This is a genomic window from Aporhodopirellula rubra (assembly GCF_014192335.1).
Classification (GTDB): domain Bacteria; phylum Planctomycetota; class Planctomycetia; order Pirellulales; family Pirellulaceae; genus Rhodopirellula; species Rhodopirellula rubra.
In genome coordinates, this window is sequence record NZ_JACHXU010000001.1 from 96,396 (window position 1) to 113,227 (window position 16,832).

The 16,832-nt window shown below is 55.6% G+C and carries 1 protein-coding gene (only partly in view); it reads left to right on the forward strand.

The genetic code is table 11. The features are described 5' to 3' along the window. Positions 1 to 16,832: the 5' portion of a pentapeptide repeat-containing protein gene (locus tag FHS27_RS00400; protein WP_246418947.1), read on the forward strand. It continues 11,341 nt past the right edge of the window; only the first 16,832 of its 28,173 coding nucleotides appear in the window; it begins with the start codon at positions 1 to 3; its stop codon lies off the right edge, out of view.

Genomic DNA, 16,832 nt, shown 5'->3' on the forward strand with positions numbered 1-16,832 from the left:
ATGAATCAAACCAAGCCCCGACGTACGCGTCGTAAGCCGCGTATCGGCCATTCCGTTCGTTCTTCTGCGCGGACTCTACTGGCAGAGCGTTTGGAAGCTCGGCAAATGCTGGCCGGTGACAGTGGAGCAAGCACCAATGTCAGTTTGAGTTCGCTTCAAGCCGAGCAACTTGCTGACGGGTTGGCTGATTTGAATCTTGTTGGGGATCGCATCGCGGGGATCGCTGAACTTGGGACGCCGATCAGCGGAACGAACATCACTCTGGGAGATTTGTTTCCGGTCGCCAACTCGTTTCAACTTGCCGATGCAGCGACCCCGTTGTTGAATTCAGGCTCTGCGACCACGGACGATCTATTGGCGGTGATTTCCGATCACTTCACCAGCATCATTGGTGGTGGGTCAGGAAACACCATTTCGATCACTGGCGGCCAGCTCAGTCCCGAAGAAGGGTTGCGATTCGATGTCAATCTGAGTCTGGATCAAGACTTCAACAATGCTTTTTCAATCAATCCGACCAATGATGAGCTTGGAATTGAATTCGATGTTGCTTTGGATGTCAGTGGTCAATATGAACTTTCGATGACGTTCGGAATCGATCCATCACAGCCGACTCCGTTCTTCATCGAAGTCGATCCCGTGGTGGTTACCGCTTCGGCAAACGTGGATGACTTGGATGTTGATCTGGACATCGGTAACGCGGGTGCGCAGATCATTGATGGAGACTTCGCACTGGCGGGTGAAGTGACGTTGGACTTTGGATCCGATCGGATCCAGGCGGCTTCACTGGACAACTTCGGAATTTCTGTGGAACCCACAGGTTCGCTACGTGCGAGTTTGCCGCTCGCAGGCCATCTTGGCGACTTTGACACGGGGGCGTTTGCGACACCCGTGATTTCGATCGTCAGCGAGAATGTGTTTGCGGGTTCTTTTCCCAATGTCAGCGTCGATGTCGCGGTTGGGCCGGAGATGCAACAGTCGATCGAGAATGCGCTGGGCGAGGTGCACCGATTGGCAGAGAGTTTGCAGACGAACGAAGTGTTGCAGACACCCGTTCCTGTGCTGGAACGATCTGTCGCTGAGTTGATGGTGGAGGTACTGAACTCATCTTCGGTTTCTCAGCCCTCGGATCTATTGGATCTTCAACAACCGGTTCGCGACTATTTCCAGACCGCAACGACCGCATCACTCTCAGGACTGAGTGATCACATCGCCGCGACGATCCAGCAACGCCTGGGACTTTCCACGCAGGGATCGCTTTCCCGAGGTCCCATCACCGTCAACGGTGGTTACTATCCGGAGTCCGATGAATTGCGTTTGGACGTGTTGATTGACGCGAACGTTGGCGATGTGTCGACGCTTACGTTGAACTCGGATGGCTTGCCGCTTGAATTGGACGGGCTGGCGATCGAGCGACATGCCGGAATCGAGACAGGGTTCGGAATCGCGATCGACCTTTCGCCGCTGCTTACAAACGCCGATATCGATGCGTCGCATGTTTCGGTGAGGATCGATCCTATCGAGTTGTCCGCGAAGGCTTTCGCCGACAACTTTGATCTTGCGGCCACCTTCGAATCGGTCAGTGTTGGCATCGAAGATGGTCAGTTTGATCTTGCAGTCCGTGGTCAAGTCTCTTTGGAAGGAGGCGACGGCGATGCGTCGTACACGCTGAGCGAATTGCAAACGATTGGGCCTGGCGGGATCGTGGACGATTTGCGTGCTGAGGCGAGCGGGAGCCTGGAAGCTGAGTTGCCGCTCGATGCGGCGTTTGGGAACTTTCGGAGCGAAGACTTCGGTACGGGCGTGGTGCTGCTGAGTGCCGATCCGCTGTTCGAAGTTTCCAGCGAGCAATTGACGGTTAGCACGCCCAGCGTCGCGTTGGATCTGCGAATCACCGAGAATCTAAAGGATGCCTTGATCGAGTTGATTGGCAAGATCGATCAAGCGGCCAGCAACGCGATCGGCCAAGACTCGATTCTCGACACGACGATTCCGATCTTGAATCAAAGCCTCAACGATTTGATCCTCGATCAAATTCCAGGTGAAGACACGGCGGGGCTGAGCAGCGTTTTTAGATTGGAATCGGTTGCCGCGACATTCTTCAATCGCTTTGCATTCGATCCCGATTTGCCTGACAGTTTTCCTACCGTCCGTGGGTTCATCGATGCGATCAGTGAACGTGTCAAACGGGTGACCAGTCGAGGCATCGATGCGGAGTCTCGTGATTCGGCGGGCGGCAGCTTTGCTTTTCGGCTTCCGTCGATCGATGATCTCAGCGGGTTCGATTTCAGCGGCGCGGATCTGCGTGGGTTGGACTTCTCGGCGCACTCGGCGTTGCTGGATGGACTCGATGTTGACTTTCCGCTCGTGCGGATGCGCGGTGTTGATTTTTCCGGGGCTGATCTGCGCGGTGTCAATTTCAGCGGCGTCGACTTGCGAGGATCGAGCTTTGCGGGTGCCGATTTACGGGGAGCCAGTTTTGTCGGCGCGTCGCTGATTGATGTCAACTTCGATGGAGCACGGATCGGGACGAGCGCTGGTGGACTGGCGACCAACCTGGCGGGTTCGTTCTACGGGATCGGAACCATTTGGCCTGACGGCAGTCTTGGCGGCAGGTTCGGTTTACCGAGTTTGTCATGGTCGGGAAGCGATTCGGCACGCAAGATCGCGGCGGATGAAGATTTGTCGGACGTGGCCGCGGACAACGCTTCCGCACTACGGGGTTTTGATCTTTCGGAGCTTGACTTGTCCGGGATCAACTTCACCGGTTTGGATCTAACGGGCGTTTCCTTCCGCGATACCAACTTGTTCGGATCGAATCTCGATGGCGTCAACTTGGACGACGTTTTCGCGATCGGAACAAACTTTGAAGCGGCAAGCCTCAGTGGGCTCATTGGAATTCGCGGACTGCTGTTTTCGGCGTCGACCGTTTTTGCGGATGGATCGACCGAGTCGAGCGTTGATCGAGATGGCTCCCGATCTTTTGGTTCGCTCAGCCTTCCTTTTGCGACGTTTGTCGGACTCGATTCACTGGGCAATCCGATTGACTTCCCAAGTTTGGCGACTGCGGGAACGATCCGTTTTGACTTAAGCGGTTTTGACTTTTCGGATTTGAATTTGACGGGTGTCGATTTTACTGGCTTTCGTCTGCGAAACGTCTCGTTCGTTGGTTCGCTGCTCGATGGTGTCAAGTTTGGTGGTGGAAGCGGATCAGGTGGATCGGGAGGTTCGTCGTTTGTGCTGCCATCGCTCTCGGGGGTCAACTTTCGCGGTGCGACCTTGTCGGGTGTCGAGTTTTTGCCCATCGCACTGCCAGGCGGGCTGACTCAAAATCTCAGCTTGCGATCGGCCGATTTTCGCGACGTCGACTTTGCGGGAAGTCTTCCAAGCTGGCCTGGCATCGACTTGTCAGGTGCGAACTTGAGTGGTCTCGACTTGAGCGGATTTTCATTGCCGGGTGTTGATCTGAGCGGGGCTCATTTGGATGGCACGATTTTGGACAACGTGAATTTGTCCGGTGCGATCTTGCGTGGCGTCGACTTGGGACGAAGTTTGTTCAGCGAGTTATCGTTGCCGAGCTTGGATGGATCGTTCATCGATTCCTTCACGCGATTGCCGTCAAGCATTCCGCGAGGTGAATTGGTTGACGTGACGTTGCCGGATGTGCTCGGCGAAGACGTTGACGAAGCGCCCACGTTCACGTTCGACGGTGGATTCGCGGACAACAAGCTTGGCTTCCGATTAACCATCGATCTGGAGAATCAGCAGACGATCGAATTTGATGCCAGCACGCCGGCCGGTTTCTCCGTTTCGGCATCGGGGCGAGGCAAGGCGTTGATCGGTGCGGAGCTGGACTTGGATCTGGAGGCGTCACTGGACCTTTCGGAGTTCATCGACGCATTGCCAAACATTCCCACAGGTGGGCCGTTCCCGGACATCAATGGTGATCTGGTCACGGTTCAGGTGCATGAGTTTGCAGCGGGCGTTGGTGCCGCAGTGGTTGATCTCACCGCGACGGCGGGCATCGAAGGCTTCGCAAATTTGGGTGTGGAGGACGCAAGGATCGTCGCCGAAGCGGGCGGGGTGATTGAGTTCGCAGGTGGTGAAGCGATCACGCTGAGCGAGCTGCGAAACGCATCGCCACGAGACCTGTTTGAATTGAATGTCGAAGGGCGAGCGGGAGCGTCGTTGCCAATTGTTGGTGATGCGTTCGGTTTGAACGTGACCGATTTTGGGCAGCCCATCGTTCAAGTCATCAGCGATTCGTTGTTCCGCCGCAGCCTACCTGATGTGGTGGTCGATGTGCTGCTCAACGATGAAGTGCAACAACGCGTGCTTTCGGCGCTCGAAGAATTGGCGTTGATCGGCGATTCGGTTTCGGAGAATGCCGTGCTGAACACGTCGGTTCCTGTGTTGGACCAGTCGTTGAACGATCTGTTCGCGGATGCGGCCACGCATGTAGATGTCAATCGAGTTGGCGATGTTTTGAACCTCCGCGATCGGGCTCAAGCGTACTTCGATCGCGAGACATCGCCGAGCGCGTTCGGGTTGGCGGAAGCTTTGATCGACGAGATCAGGCAGCGAGTCGATTTAGGGAGCGTTCAAATTGTCGGCGGGTTCATCCCGGATGAAGACTTGCTGCAATTCAATCTGACGATCGACGCCGAACCGACGCGTCAGGTGACGTTGGATCTGAATGATGCTCTTCCAGGTGCGAATGCGGGGATCTCGTTTGGTGATCCATTGGTGTTCGACGTGATCTCGAACCTTCACTCGTCGTTGACGTTTGGTGTGAATCTGGCTGATTTGTTGGATTCGGATGCATCGACAAACTTAGATCTCGATGATGTGTTTGTGGATTTTGAAGGCATTCAGGCTGGAGTCTCGATCGAAGCGGTTGACTTGGATTTTGGAGTCGATTTTGGTGCGCAGGCCATCGGCGTGGCAGATGGGACCTTGTACCTGGATGCGGGAGCCACTGTCGAGTTGGTGGGGCCTGATGGGGCTGGTCGATTTTCTGTTGTCGAACTGAGAGACCTGGGCGTCAGCGGGATCCGTGATTCACTCGAATTCAAAGCGACCGGTTTCCTCGACGCGGCCTTCCCGCTGACTGCTTCGATTGGTGATTTTAATTCCGATGATTTCGGCACTGCGGTCATCCTGATTCAGTCTGATCCATTGTTTGCCGTGTCTGATGGTGTCCTGGTGGTGACGTCGCCGGATGTGACGCTGGACATGCAGATTTCAGAATCGATCAAAGTCACTTTGTTGGAACTGATCAAGCGTCTTGATACCAAGGCCGGTGAGTTGATCGGCACCGATTCGCCTCTGAATACAAAGATTCCCCTGATCGAACAAAGCATCAACGATTTGGTGCTCGATTCCATTCCGGGTGAAAATCTCGCCGGTGTGGGTGGTGTGTTCAAGTTGCACGACGCAGTGGATCATTACTTCAAAGGCTTCAGTTTCACAGGCATTGACTTTCCATCCATCCGAGGATTCATCGACACGATTCAAGCCCGTTTGAAACAGATCACTGGTCGGGCGATCGATGCGGACCAACCGAACTCATCTGGCAAATCGTTCTCGCGACTTGGCTTGGGCGTGAGTGACCTGAGCGGTTTTGATTTCAGCTATGCGGATCTACGTGGAATCGATCTGTCAGGTTTGCGGATGCGTGGTGTCGATTTCACGGGCGCGGATCTGCGTGGAGTGAACTTTTCAGGAGTTGATTTGCGAGGCAGTCGATTCAGTGGAGCGGACTTGCGTGGCGTCAGCTTCGCGGGTGCATCGCTTTTGGATGTTGATTTGAGTGGCGCAAAGGTCGGTAGGTTGCCGTCCGTCGGACTGACTGATTTGACAGGGGCTCTGTTTCATTTTGGAACGATCTGGCCGGATGGCAGTTCGGGAGGCGCGTTCGATTTGCCAAGACTTCAGTGGACCGGGGACGATCAAACTCATCGAGTTGATGCCGGCGAAGATCTATCGGCAAGCAAGATTGGCAGCAGCACCGCGTTTGCAGGTTTTGATTTCTCCGGTTTGCAACTGCCGGATGTGAGCTTCGCGGGGATGGATTTGAACGGCGTTTCGCTACGTGGCACAGACTTGTCGGGGGCTGATTTGAGTGGCGTTGCGCTAAGTGGTGCATGGGCGATTGGTACCAATTTCTCGGGCATTCGTTTTGATGCTTCGCTTCCCGATTTCACGGGAATGTTCTTTAGTCGCACGACGACGTTACCGGGTGATCAATCATTGACGGAGTCGGATGGATCGATCGCATCGTTTGTGTTGCGTGGCGGCTCGTTGGATCTAGGTGGATTCAGCGTGAGCTTTGATGGGCTAATGGGACCGGACTCGAACGGAGTGAACATTGACTTCCCGTCGCTTGGAATCAGCGACCTGAGCGGTTACGACTTCGCGGGTCTGGAGCTAGACGGAGTTGATTTCTCTGGCATCAACCTTCGAGGCGTTTCGTTCGCTGGTTTGAATCTGAGTGGCGTGACGTTTGGTGGCGGCGATGGCAGCGAAGATCCGTCGTCGGGACTGAACTTCAATCCCGCCTCGCTATTTGGCGTCAACTTCCGCGGTGCTGATTTGACGGGGATCCAATTCGGCAGTGTCGGGCCATCGAGCGGTGATTCGACAGGACTGGATCTTCGGTTCGTGGATCTAACTGGAGTTACTTTTGGGACCGGTTCGCTTTCATGGCCTGAGGTGAACCTAGCCGGTGCGAACTTGAGTGGGATCGACTTGAGTGGTTTTCAATTGCCGGGTGCCAATCTGGATGGCGTGCGGCTCGATGGCACCCTATTGGATGGGATTGATCTCAGCGGTGCAGTGCTGCGTGGTGTGGATTTGACACGATCTCGGTTTGATCTTTCTTTACCGAATCTCAGCGGCGCCTCGATTGATCTGTCCAGCGTATTGCCACCACAGATTCCACGCGGTGAATTGATTGAAGTGACGCTTCCCGATGTGCTGGGGCCGGACTTGGATGAAGGTCCGACGTTCACGTTCGATGGTGGCTTCGATGCCGAAGAGCAATCACTCGGATTCCGTTTGCAAGTCGACCTGGAAAACCAACAAACGATTGCGTTTGATGTCCAGACGCCAGCGGATTTGCCTTTCCAAGCCAGCGGTAGTGGCGAGGTGCTGGTTGGGGCCGAACTGGATCTGGATTTGGAGTTGAAACTCGAACTGGCTGATTTCATCAGTGCACTCGAAGGCGTGGTCACCGGCGGTGCATTGCCTTCGATTGGTACCGAGCATGCTTCGATCCAAATCCGTGACTTCCATGCGGGCGTGGGCGTCGCCGTGGTCGATCTTACGGCGGAGGCCAGTATCGGTGGCTTTGTGAATGCGGGGGTGGAGAGCGCCAATCTGACCGCCAGTGCCGGCGCTGAGATTTCGTTCGGCGATGGTGAAGCGATCACGCTGGCACAACTGCAAGCCGACGGCGTGGGTAAACTATTCTCGTTCCAGGCCAATGGGGCGGCCGCCGCATCCCTGCCGTTAACCGCAAGACTTGGCAGTTTTGACGTCAACCGCTTCGGCACCCCGATCGTTCAGCTTTCGACGACATCGCTGTTCAGCGGTCAACAGCCGGACATCGTGGTTGATGTTCTGATCGAAGACGAGTTGCGTGATCGCTTATTGGGGGCACTCGATCAGCTTCGTGAATTTGGCGAGGACGTTTCCAGCAATCGCATTTTGGAAACCAACATTCCTGTGCTTGAGCGAACACTGAACCAAATTGTTGCTTCGTCTTCGGGTGCCGATGACATCGATTCGGTCGGTGACTTTCTTGATTTTCACGGGGTTAGCCAAGGGTACTTCGACAACACGGATCAGCCGACCGTGCTGGAACTGGTTGATGTTTTGAATGAGGCGCTGCAGAGTCGTCTGGGTTTCACCACGCAGGGTGGATTGTCGCGTGGGCCGTTCTCGATCACAGGCGGATTGGATTCGCAGAATGAGCGGATTGAGTTCGATTTTGTCATCGATGCGGCTGCCGATTTGCAGCTGCCGCTTGATCTTGAGGCGTCCAGCGGCGGCATCGAATTGGCGGTCAACGTCGAACCTGCGACTCGCGCGAAGATCGATGCGGACTTTGGATTCGGTGTCGACTATTCGGATTTGGTGGACGGCGATTCTGGCACCACTTTCGGAGACGAAGATGCTTTCGTTCGCTTGGACGGTTTCAGCGCATCGGCATCTTTGGATGCTAGCGGGGTCTCGGCATCGTTTCGACTTGGGATGCTAGAAGGCTCCGTTGGAGGCGGCACCAGCACTGTCAAACTAGAGACTGCGTTTGACGTCGGTTTTCACTCTGACGCGGATACAGACAACGATGGAATCGTCACGCTTGAAGACTTTCGCAACCGTTCCGGCAGCCTGATTGATGTCGGTGTCTCGGGACCAGTCGACGGAAGCAGCATGCTGGATATCTTCCTGCCGTTGTCGGCGAAGCTGGGCGGCTTGGATCTCGGGGCGGTGTCGCCGAGCATCTCGGTGACAGATCAAAATCTGTTCGACGATATTGCACCGGACGTTAATGTCACCGGATTGGACGGATTTGCGGATCTGTCGAATCTGCGCCCTGCCGACGTCGTCATGATGCTGGTCCGACTGGGCGATCAATTGCAAGAGGTGGCGTCAGAGTTGAATCCTGAGAGTGGCATCCCCTTTGTAGACACGGCAATCGAAGAAGTCGTTGATCTAAGCGGGACTGTGACTGACTTGGCAAGAAAACTCTACAAGATTCCACGCGTCACGGCTTCGTTTCCGGCCGAACGCCTTGATGGGGTTTTAACTGAAGACGCCCAGTTCCAGATTCAGGTTGATGGCGGCGGCATCGTATCCGTGCTTGTCCCGAGCAGCATGACGCGTAGCAATCGCTCGCTAGATGATTTGGCTTCGGACATCAACGTCGTGATCGCCAACACGCCATTGAGCGGCTTGGTCGTCGCGTCTCGCGACGGTGGACGATTGCAGCTAAGTGGTGCCACGGACGGTTCGGTACTGTCGTTGATTGTTTCAACGGTGACGTTAACGAGCCAAGGTGGGCTACCAGCCGGTGGCCAACTGAGCGATGACTTGACGCTCGAACTCGAGCTCAATGGCGAACTGCACGATTCGGTTGTCACGTTGCCTGCCTCCCTAACAGCAGACAATCGCGATGCTGAAGATCTAGTCGATGACCTCAATTTGGCACTGGCCGATGCAAAGCTTGCCGGGAATCTTGAATTCGTCTTCGAAGCTGGCTCCCTTGTACTCAGGTCAAAGACCGACACGGTCGAATCATTGCTCGTCCGAGGCGGGCAAGCGATCGGATTTGACGAGGACCAAACACAGGATGCCAATGCCGCGATCGATGCACTCGGTTTTGACGGTGGTGGTCGAACTGCGGCAGCTTTAAAGTTCAACACTCTGGAAGAGTTCGCGGGTGTGTTGAGTGACACTCTTTTGGATAGTGTTTCCGGAACTCCTTTCGATGTCGGACTGACCTACAACAAAGACGCGAGAACCGTTTCGTTCAACCTCGGTTTGAACGCCAACTTTAAGAAAGCGATTTCGCTCGATTTTGGTAGCGGATTGGATCTGGGGATTGGAAACCTGGAAGTGATCGCCGGAGCCGACGCTCGATTCATTGCCGATGCCAGTATTCAGCTTGGCGTGGGAATTGATCTGAGTTCGATCGGCAGCAACGCCAGTCTATCTCGCCAGACACGACTCACGGAATTGCTCGATGGCGGAACTGAAGCGACCACGTTCAACGTTGGCTTGGTTGCTGAGTCCGCTATTCCGATCGAGGGCATGCCGGGCAGTGACGTGGCCTTCACGATCATCACGACCGACCAAGACGGTGTCGAAGCGTCGCACGCGCTAACGCTACCGCTGACTGAAACCAACGATAACTTTGATGCGTTCGATCTGGCTGCTGATTTGAATGCCTTGTTCGCAGCGGAAGGTTTGGCAGCGATCGAAACGGGTGTGCTGTCGGAAGCCAACGGTGACCGACTGACGTTGCGAGCCATTGATGGATCGATCATTTCGATTGAAATCGAAGCGGCCGATCCTCTTGGGTTTGACGCGGCGGGCCAATCGAGCGCAGCGGATGCGGGCTTTGACGATTTAACGATCCTGCTTCGTGACACCACAGAATTCGGAGTGAACCTGGATGGTGCCGTGACATTGGGCGACGTGATCGATCGAATCAATGCCGCCGCCACGGAGGCATCGGCCAATGTCGAAGCGGCATTTGAAGTGGACCGCTTGGTGCTGACCGATCGATCCAGTGGCCAAGCTGAATTCCGCGTGCGGGCGGTTTCGGATATCCAGTCCATCGTTTCACCGGCGGCTCAGTTGTTGGGGATCGCGGCGGTCGGTGAAGACAACGACGTAACATCGGTGATCGAAGGCCGGGCACTGCATGGCGATTCGATCCTCAATCACTTCTTTATCGACACCAGCTTCCAAGGTGACTCGGGGAGCAACATCGTCCTCTCGGCGAGAATCGAAGCGGATGATATCGACCTGCAGGCCGCACTTGGCATCTTGGATATCGGCATCGTTGATGGCTCGGCCGAGATCAACCTGGGCACGTCGATCGGTTTTGTCGACCCCGATGGTCGTTTGACGCTCGATGACCTGCGGACTCAGGACTTTTCGGAAATCATCCAGCGTGACGCGTTGACGCTGAACGGATCGGCCGAGCTACCGATTCGTAGCAGCGTGTTGGATGCGATCGGCGGCAACTTGGACCGCCCCCAAATTGACGTGACTTTGTTTGCCGATGAGGCCAACCCGGTTCCTGAGATCACTTTCACTCGGAACGAAGCGTTCGATGAATTGTTATCAGGATTCAGCGAGTTTTCGATCGAGTCCGTCGTTCTGGCACTGCAAGCGTTCGTTGGTGTGCTGCAAAATAGCGATCTCGAAATTCTCAATGAACAGATCCCGCTCATCGATGTCAGTTTGGGCGACACATTGGCGGTGGCGGATGACTTGCTCGCGGTAGCACGCGACCTGGCGGCCGGTCCAGACCTCAATCTCTTGGCGACACTCCAGGAGGATTTGGACTCGGCGATCGGTCGCTTATTGGTCATCGATGCAGAAAAGGAACTGCTGCGAACGGCGAGTAGCAAACTGGCATCCGTCGTGGCGACGCGGCCTGTTGAATTGGTTTCCACCTTGGTCAGCGTGGTGGGAACGCTACGCAGCGAAGTGGCGTCGATTCCATCGGGAACGCCCGGTTTGTCTGATGTGCAGGGTGCGGTTGACGCGGTGGATTCGCTGATCGCCAGCGTGTCGTCGATTGGTGATCTGATCGAAGACGCATTGGTGCAACAGCTTGGCATCACCGATCCCAATCTGCTGAACCTGACGGTCGACTTCGTTGATGGCAATAGTTTGCTCGAAGGTTCGCAAACGATTCTGGTGTTGGGCATCGAGATTCAGAAAGAGGTGCAACAGTCACTTGACCTGTCGGTTGAACTCCCCAACATCGGACCGTTGTCGATCGAGTCAGGCAGTCAGGTGGACTTTGGCGTGGGTGGATCCATCGCGATCGCCCTGGGTATCGATGTATCCAATGCCTTTGGCGGTCTGTCGTCACCGCTGCTGCTGATTCAGCCTGGCGCGATTGCCGGAGTGCCTCACACGTCGATTAACTTGAACGCGGAAATCAATGCACCGATTCAGGTCGATGTGGGCATTGGTGGCTTGAGTGCAAGTCTGACGGGTGAAGCGGTCCTCGGCGCGTCGGTTCGTCAAACCTTGCCAGGCAACGGACCGTTTAGCGCGGTCACGCTCAATCGCGTTCCCATCACCAGCGAACTGGTGATCGTCAGCGTCGATGGCAATGTGCTGGATACCGATGCTTACACGGTCAATGGGCGATCACTGGTTTTGGCCAATCCGGTTTCCGGTGAGGTGGTCATTGAATATCCAAGCGAGTCGGTCCAGGGTCCCGCGTCCGTCAGCCTTGGTTTTGATGAGACCTTGATTCCAACCGATCGGCCTGCACGCGGGTTCAATACGATCGGCGGCGTGCCAATCAGCACGATCTTACGTCAGGGCTTCAGCGGTGTAGATGCCAACGTTCAAGGCATGATCTACACGACGTTGGAATTGGATGCCCCTGGGTTTTCAACATCCGGTTCGATCAGCATCGCGAGTGGTCTGAGCAACTTGGATCCTGTCATTCACGCCGACGCGGCTAGCAGCCTGTTTGATGGACCACTGGACCTGAGTCAACTGAGTTTGAATCAGATTGTTGGTGGTTTGTCGAGCTTTGTGGACGGACTGAAGAATGGCTTGGAGAGCGACGTCCTGACTTCGCTTCCCATCATCGGCGATGGGCTCGATTTGACTGGATCGTTCATCGGACGAATTCAAGATTCGGTGATCACGCCGATTGAGGACGCATTGACGACGACCTCCACGGTCAGCGAACAATTCCGCGTTGACCTGCAACAAACGCTGGTGGATGCGTTGGGCGTGCAGCCCGGTGATGTGATCGTGACGCTGTCGGATCCAGCAGCCACGGCGTTTGCCGATATGGAGTTTGCGATCGAAGTCAGTTTGTCTGGTCGTGATGAGATCGTTGCCCCGTTCGATTTGGGCCTGGACGCGTTGGCGTTCGAGGTCGAGGCCAACGGCGGGGTGATCTTGGGCCTGGACTATGACTTCACGCTTGGATTTGGTGTCAATGCGACCGATGGGTTTTTTGTCAGTTTGAACGACAACAGCTCCGAGCCTGAACTGAACTTTGGCGTCGATGTTTCGCTGACACCGGGCACGGAGTTGACGACTCGCTTGTTCGCACTGGAGTTTACGGCCGCCGACAATGGCACCACGGGCCTGTCAGGCGATCTGTTCTTTGACCTGATCGATCCGGACAATCGCGACGGCAAAAATCGGTTGACGTTTGCTGAATTATCAGGGCCGGGCGGATTCTCGTCCTTGTTTGACGCTGGCATCAGCACTCAAGCTCGCGTCGATATGAACTTGATGGCGGACATCAATCCGTCGGTGCCATCGATCAGTGCCGATCTCATCGTTGATTGGCCGATCTCGTTCACCAAGAATGCTGGTTTTGTGGGTGAGCTGCCTGTCGTCACACTCGCGGATGTTTCGCTGGATGTCGGTAGCTTTTTTGAAACCGTGCTTGGACCGGTCGTCAGTGAGGTGAATGACAAGATCGAACCGGTGCGGGATGTGGTGGATCTGATCACGCAGGAGATTCCGGGCATCTCGGATCTTTCGATCCTCGCGGGCAATGGACCTGTTGATTTTCTAACGCTGGCTTCGTTCCAGTTTCCCAAAGAGGCAAAGCTGGCGCGACAGGCCGCAGGCGTGGTCAAGCAAATCGGCGAAGTGATCGACCTGGTCGACGAGGCTTCGCAAACCGGTGGAAAAATCAACTTTGGCTCGGTCACGCTGGGGGCGGGGGATGGTGTTGACTTGACCAGTCCGACGCAAGGCTTCAGCATCGATCCATCACAAATCACTGGCGGCGTCAGCAGCGTTGCCGACGCGATTAGTCGCAGTGGTGGCGATCGACGCGCCAAGTCGACTCTGAATCGGTTTGCGCGCACGCCAAACAGCCAGGGCGAAGGCGGGATGGGCGTGAAGTTCCCGTTGTTCGAAGATCCGTCGAATATCTTCAAGCTGATTACCGGCGAGACGGTCGACTTGATTCAGTGGGATATTCCGAAGGTGGAGCTCGGATTCTCGTATGACCAAACGTTCTATCCGATTCCCGGCATTCCATTGGGAGTGACCGTCGGTGCGGGCGTCGACTTCTTTGCCGATTTCCAAATTGGTTTTGACACTCGGGGTTTGTTTGGCGGTGAAGCTCCATCGTTGGATGCGTTCAAGACGTTGGCGCCGGCGTCGTTCCTGGATGGCTTGCACTTCATTGATCTGCGCGATGGCGTGGACATCGACGAGTTGGGCTTTGGGATTGAAGCCTCGGTGGGTGCGTCGCTCGAGATCCCCGGCATCGCATCGGCGGGAATCGAAGGCGGCATCCGCGCGGACGTTTACGCGAACTGGTTTGACCCTAACGAAGACGGCAAGATCTACTTGGATGAACTGGCCAAGATCGTCGACCGCATCGGTGTTTCGTGTGTGTTTGATATCCGTGGTGAAGTCTCTGCCTTCCTGCGTGCGTATTACGAATTCTTGATCTTTAGCGGCGAAATTGACATCGTCGACATCACCCTGTTTGAATTCAGCAACACGTGCCCGCCACCGCCCGAGCCGGCAACCCTGGGTGCCGAAGGGATTCTGCTTTTGAACATGGGCCCATATGCCGAAGACTTTCAAAACGGTTTTTCGGAAGATGGCGCAGAAGACTTTTCCGTGATTCAAATTTCACCGGGGGTGGTCGAAGTCACGGGGATCAATGGCACGTCCGCGACCAAACGCTATTCGGGCGTGACTCGGATTGTGGCTGATGGTGGCCAGGGCGACGACCGAATCACAATCGATGCCTCAGTGACAGTACCAACTGTGATTCGCGGTGGCGCGGGCAACGACATCCTGATTGGCGGCAGCGGCATGAACCGCATCGACGGGGAAGAGGGCGACGATGAACTCATTGGCGGTGCGGGCGGCAATCTGATCATCGGTGGCGTGGGCAACGACGTGCTGACCGGTTCAGGTTCGGTTGATACGTTGCAAGGTGGCGTGGGTGACGACGAACTGTTTGGATTGGGTGGGGATGATTTACTTGATGGCGGACTGGGCAATGACATGCTCGATGGCGGTGTGGGCGATGATGTCTACACGTTCTCCGGTGCGTTCGGCTTGGACATCGTCTCCGAGGCCAATGATGCGGGAACCGATACGATCTCGTTTGCCAGCGTCACGGATTCGCTGGTCGTGTCGCTACCGAGCTTGCAGGTCACTCAAACAGCAACGTCCAACCGAGTTGACTTCAGTGGGGTGACGCTGGAATCGATTGTTGGTGGGCTGGGTGTCGACACGATTGAAGGTAACTCCATCGCGACGACTTGGAATGTGACCGGCGATGGAATTGGCAACGTGATCGACGCAGCGAATGCATTGGCATTTGCGTCGTTCGAGTCTTTGATCGCGGGTGCGGATCGCGATGACTTCATCTTTGAAAATGCGGGCAACTTAGTTGGCGAGATCGACGGCGGAGGCGGTTTCAACACGCTTGATTATTCTCGCCGCCGCCGTGGTGTGACGGTTGCTTTGGCATCGAACAGCGCAACCGCGATCGGTTCGGTTCGCAATTTACAGCGTGTGATCGGCACTTCGGACAATGACACCATCTCAGGCGGAAACGAATTCGCGATCGAGATTTTTGGCGGTGTTGGCGACGATACGCTCACGGGATCTCCGTTTGGCGATGTGATTCATGCTGGATTGGGCAACGACGTGTTGGTTGGTTTGGCGGGCGACGATGAGTTGTTCGGCGAAGAAGGCAACGACACGATGTCGGGCAGCGACGGTGATGATCTGTTGGACGGCGGGGCGGGCAATGACCAGATCATGGGCCAAGAAGGCAACGACGAACTTGTCGGCGGTGCCGGAAACGATGTACTCCGTGGTGGCGACGGTCGTGATTGGATTGTCGGCGGGATCGGGAACGATGAGTTGTTCGGCGATGCAGGCGAGGATGTTTTATGGGGCGGCGAAGCGCTATTGCAACCTAATCAGTTGGACTTGAACCTTCCAACCAATTTCGTTTTGCCCCCGCGTTTCAATGAACTCGGTTTCGATGCCATCGATCCATTCGCAGCGAACATCACACCGTTGGCTACCAACGGTCTCTCGCTGGCCGGTGGCTTCGATGGACGTGATATTCTGTCCGGCGGTGACGACACGGATTGGTTGTTCGGCGGCGGTGAGCAGGATCAATTACAGGGCGACGCGGGTGCGGATTACCTCGACGGTGGATTGGGGGATGATGAGATCCAGGGAGGCGATGGTAACGACATCGCTCGAGGCGGTTTCGGACGTGACATGATTCACGGCGGAGTTGGCATCGACTTGGTCTATGGTGATCAAGGCGACGATCGACTGTTCGGCGACGCTGGATTGGCAGGTTCGCAAGTCGGCCAACGTCTGTTCGGTGGCGATGGCAATGATCAACTCTTTGCGTTCTCCGAGAGTTCACCGGTCGAGTCAATCGGAGACGAACTTCGCGGTGACGCGGGCAACGACCAATTGTTCGGGAACCTTCGACGCGAACTGTTGATCGGGGGTTCAGGCAATGACTTCCTGCATGGCGATTACTTGGCGGGACCTGATTATCAAGTCAACTCTGCCGCCGATTCATCGGGTGATGCGGACGAACTGTTCGGCGGCACCGGCGAAGATCAACTCTTCGGTGGCGGTGGTGATGACCTGATGTTTGGCGGTGCCGATAGCGATCAACTTGACGGTCAGCTCGGCAGTGACACGCAGTACGGCGGTTCAGGGATCGACTTGTTCTTCCTGCCGCGAGACGAACAGGCCTACTCACCGGCTGATCGAGATACCATCGACGGGCATTTCGGCAACGAAAGCGAAGGTGATGTCACGGACGACAATGCGACGGATATCGTGGCGGTTACGGGCACCACCGGTGCTGATGTGATCGTGATTAGTCAGGAGACAGTTGCGGGTGAGGCGAATCCGCTGCTTCACATCACACACACGATCGGCGATTTTAGAGTCCGTATGCTGTCGGAATCGGGCGAATTATTGGTCGAACAAATTCAAGTGGCAGGGTTGGGTGGCAACGATGCCATCGGATTCGCGGTGGCTTCGTTGCCCGCTGCTTTCGATTCGACGTTCGACGCGTTCGACCTATC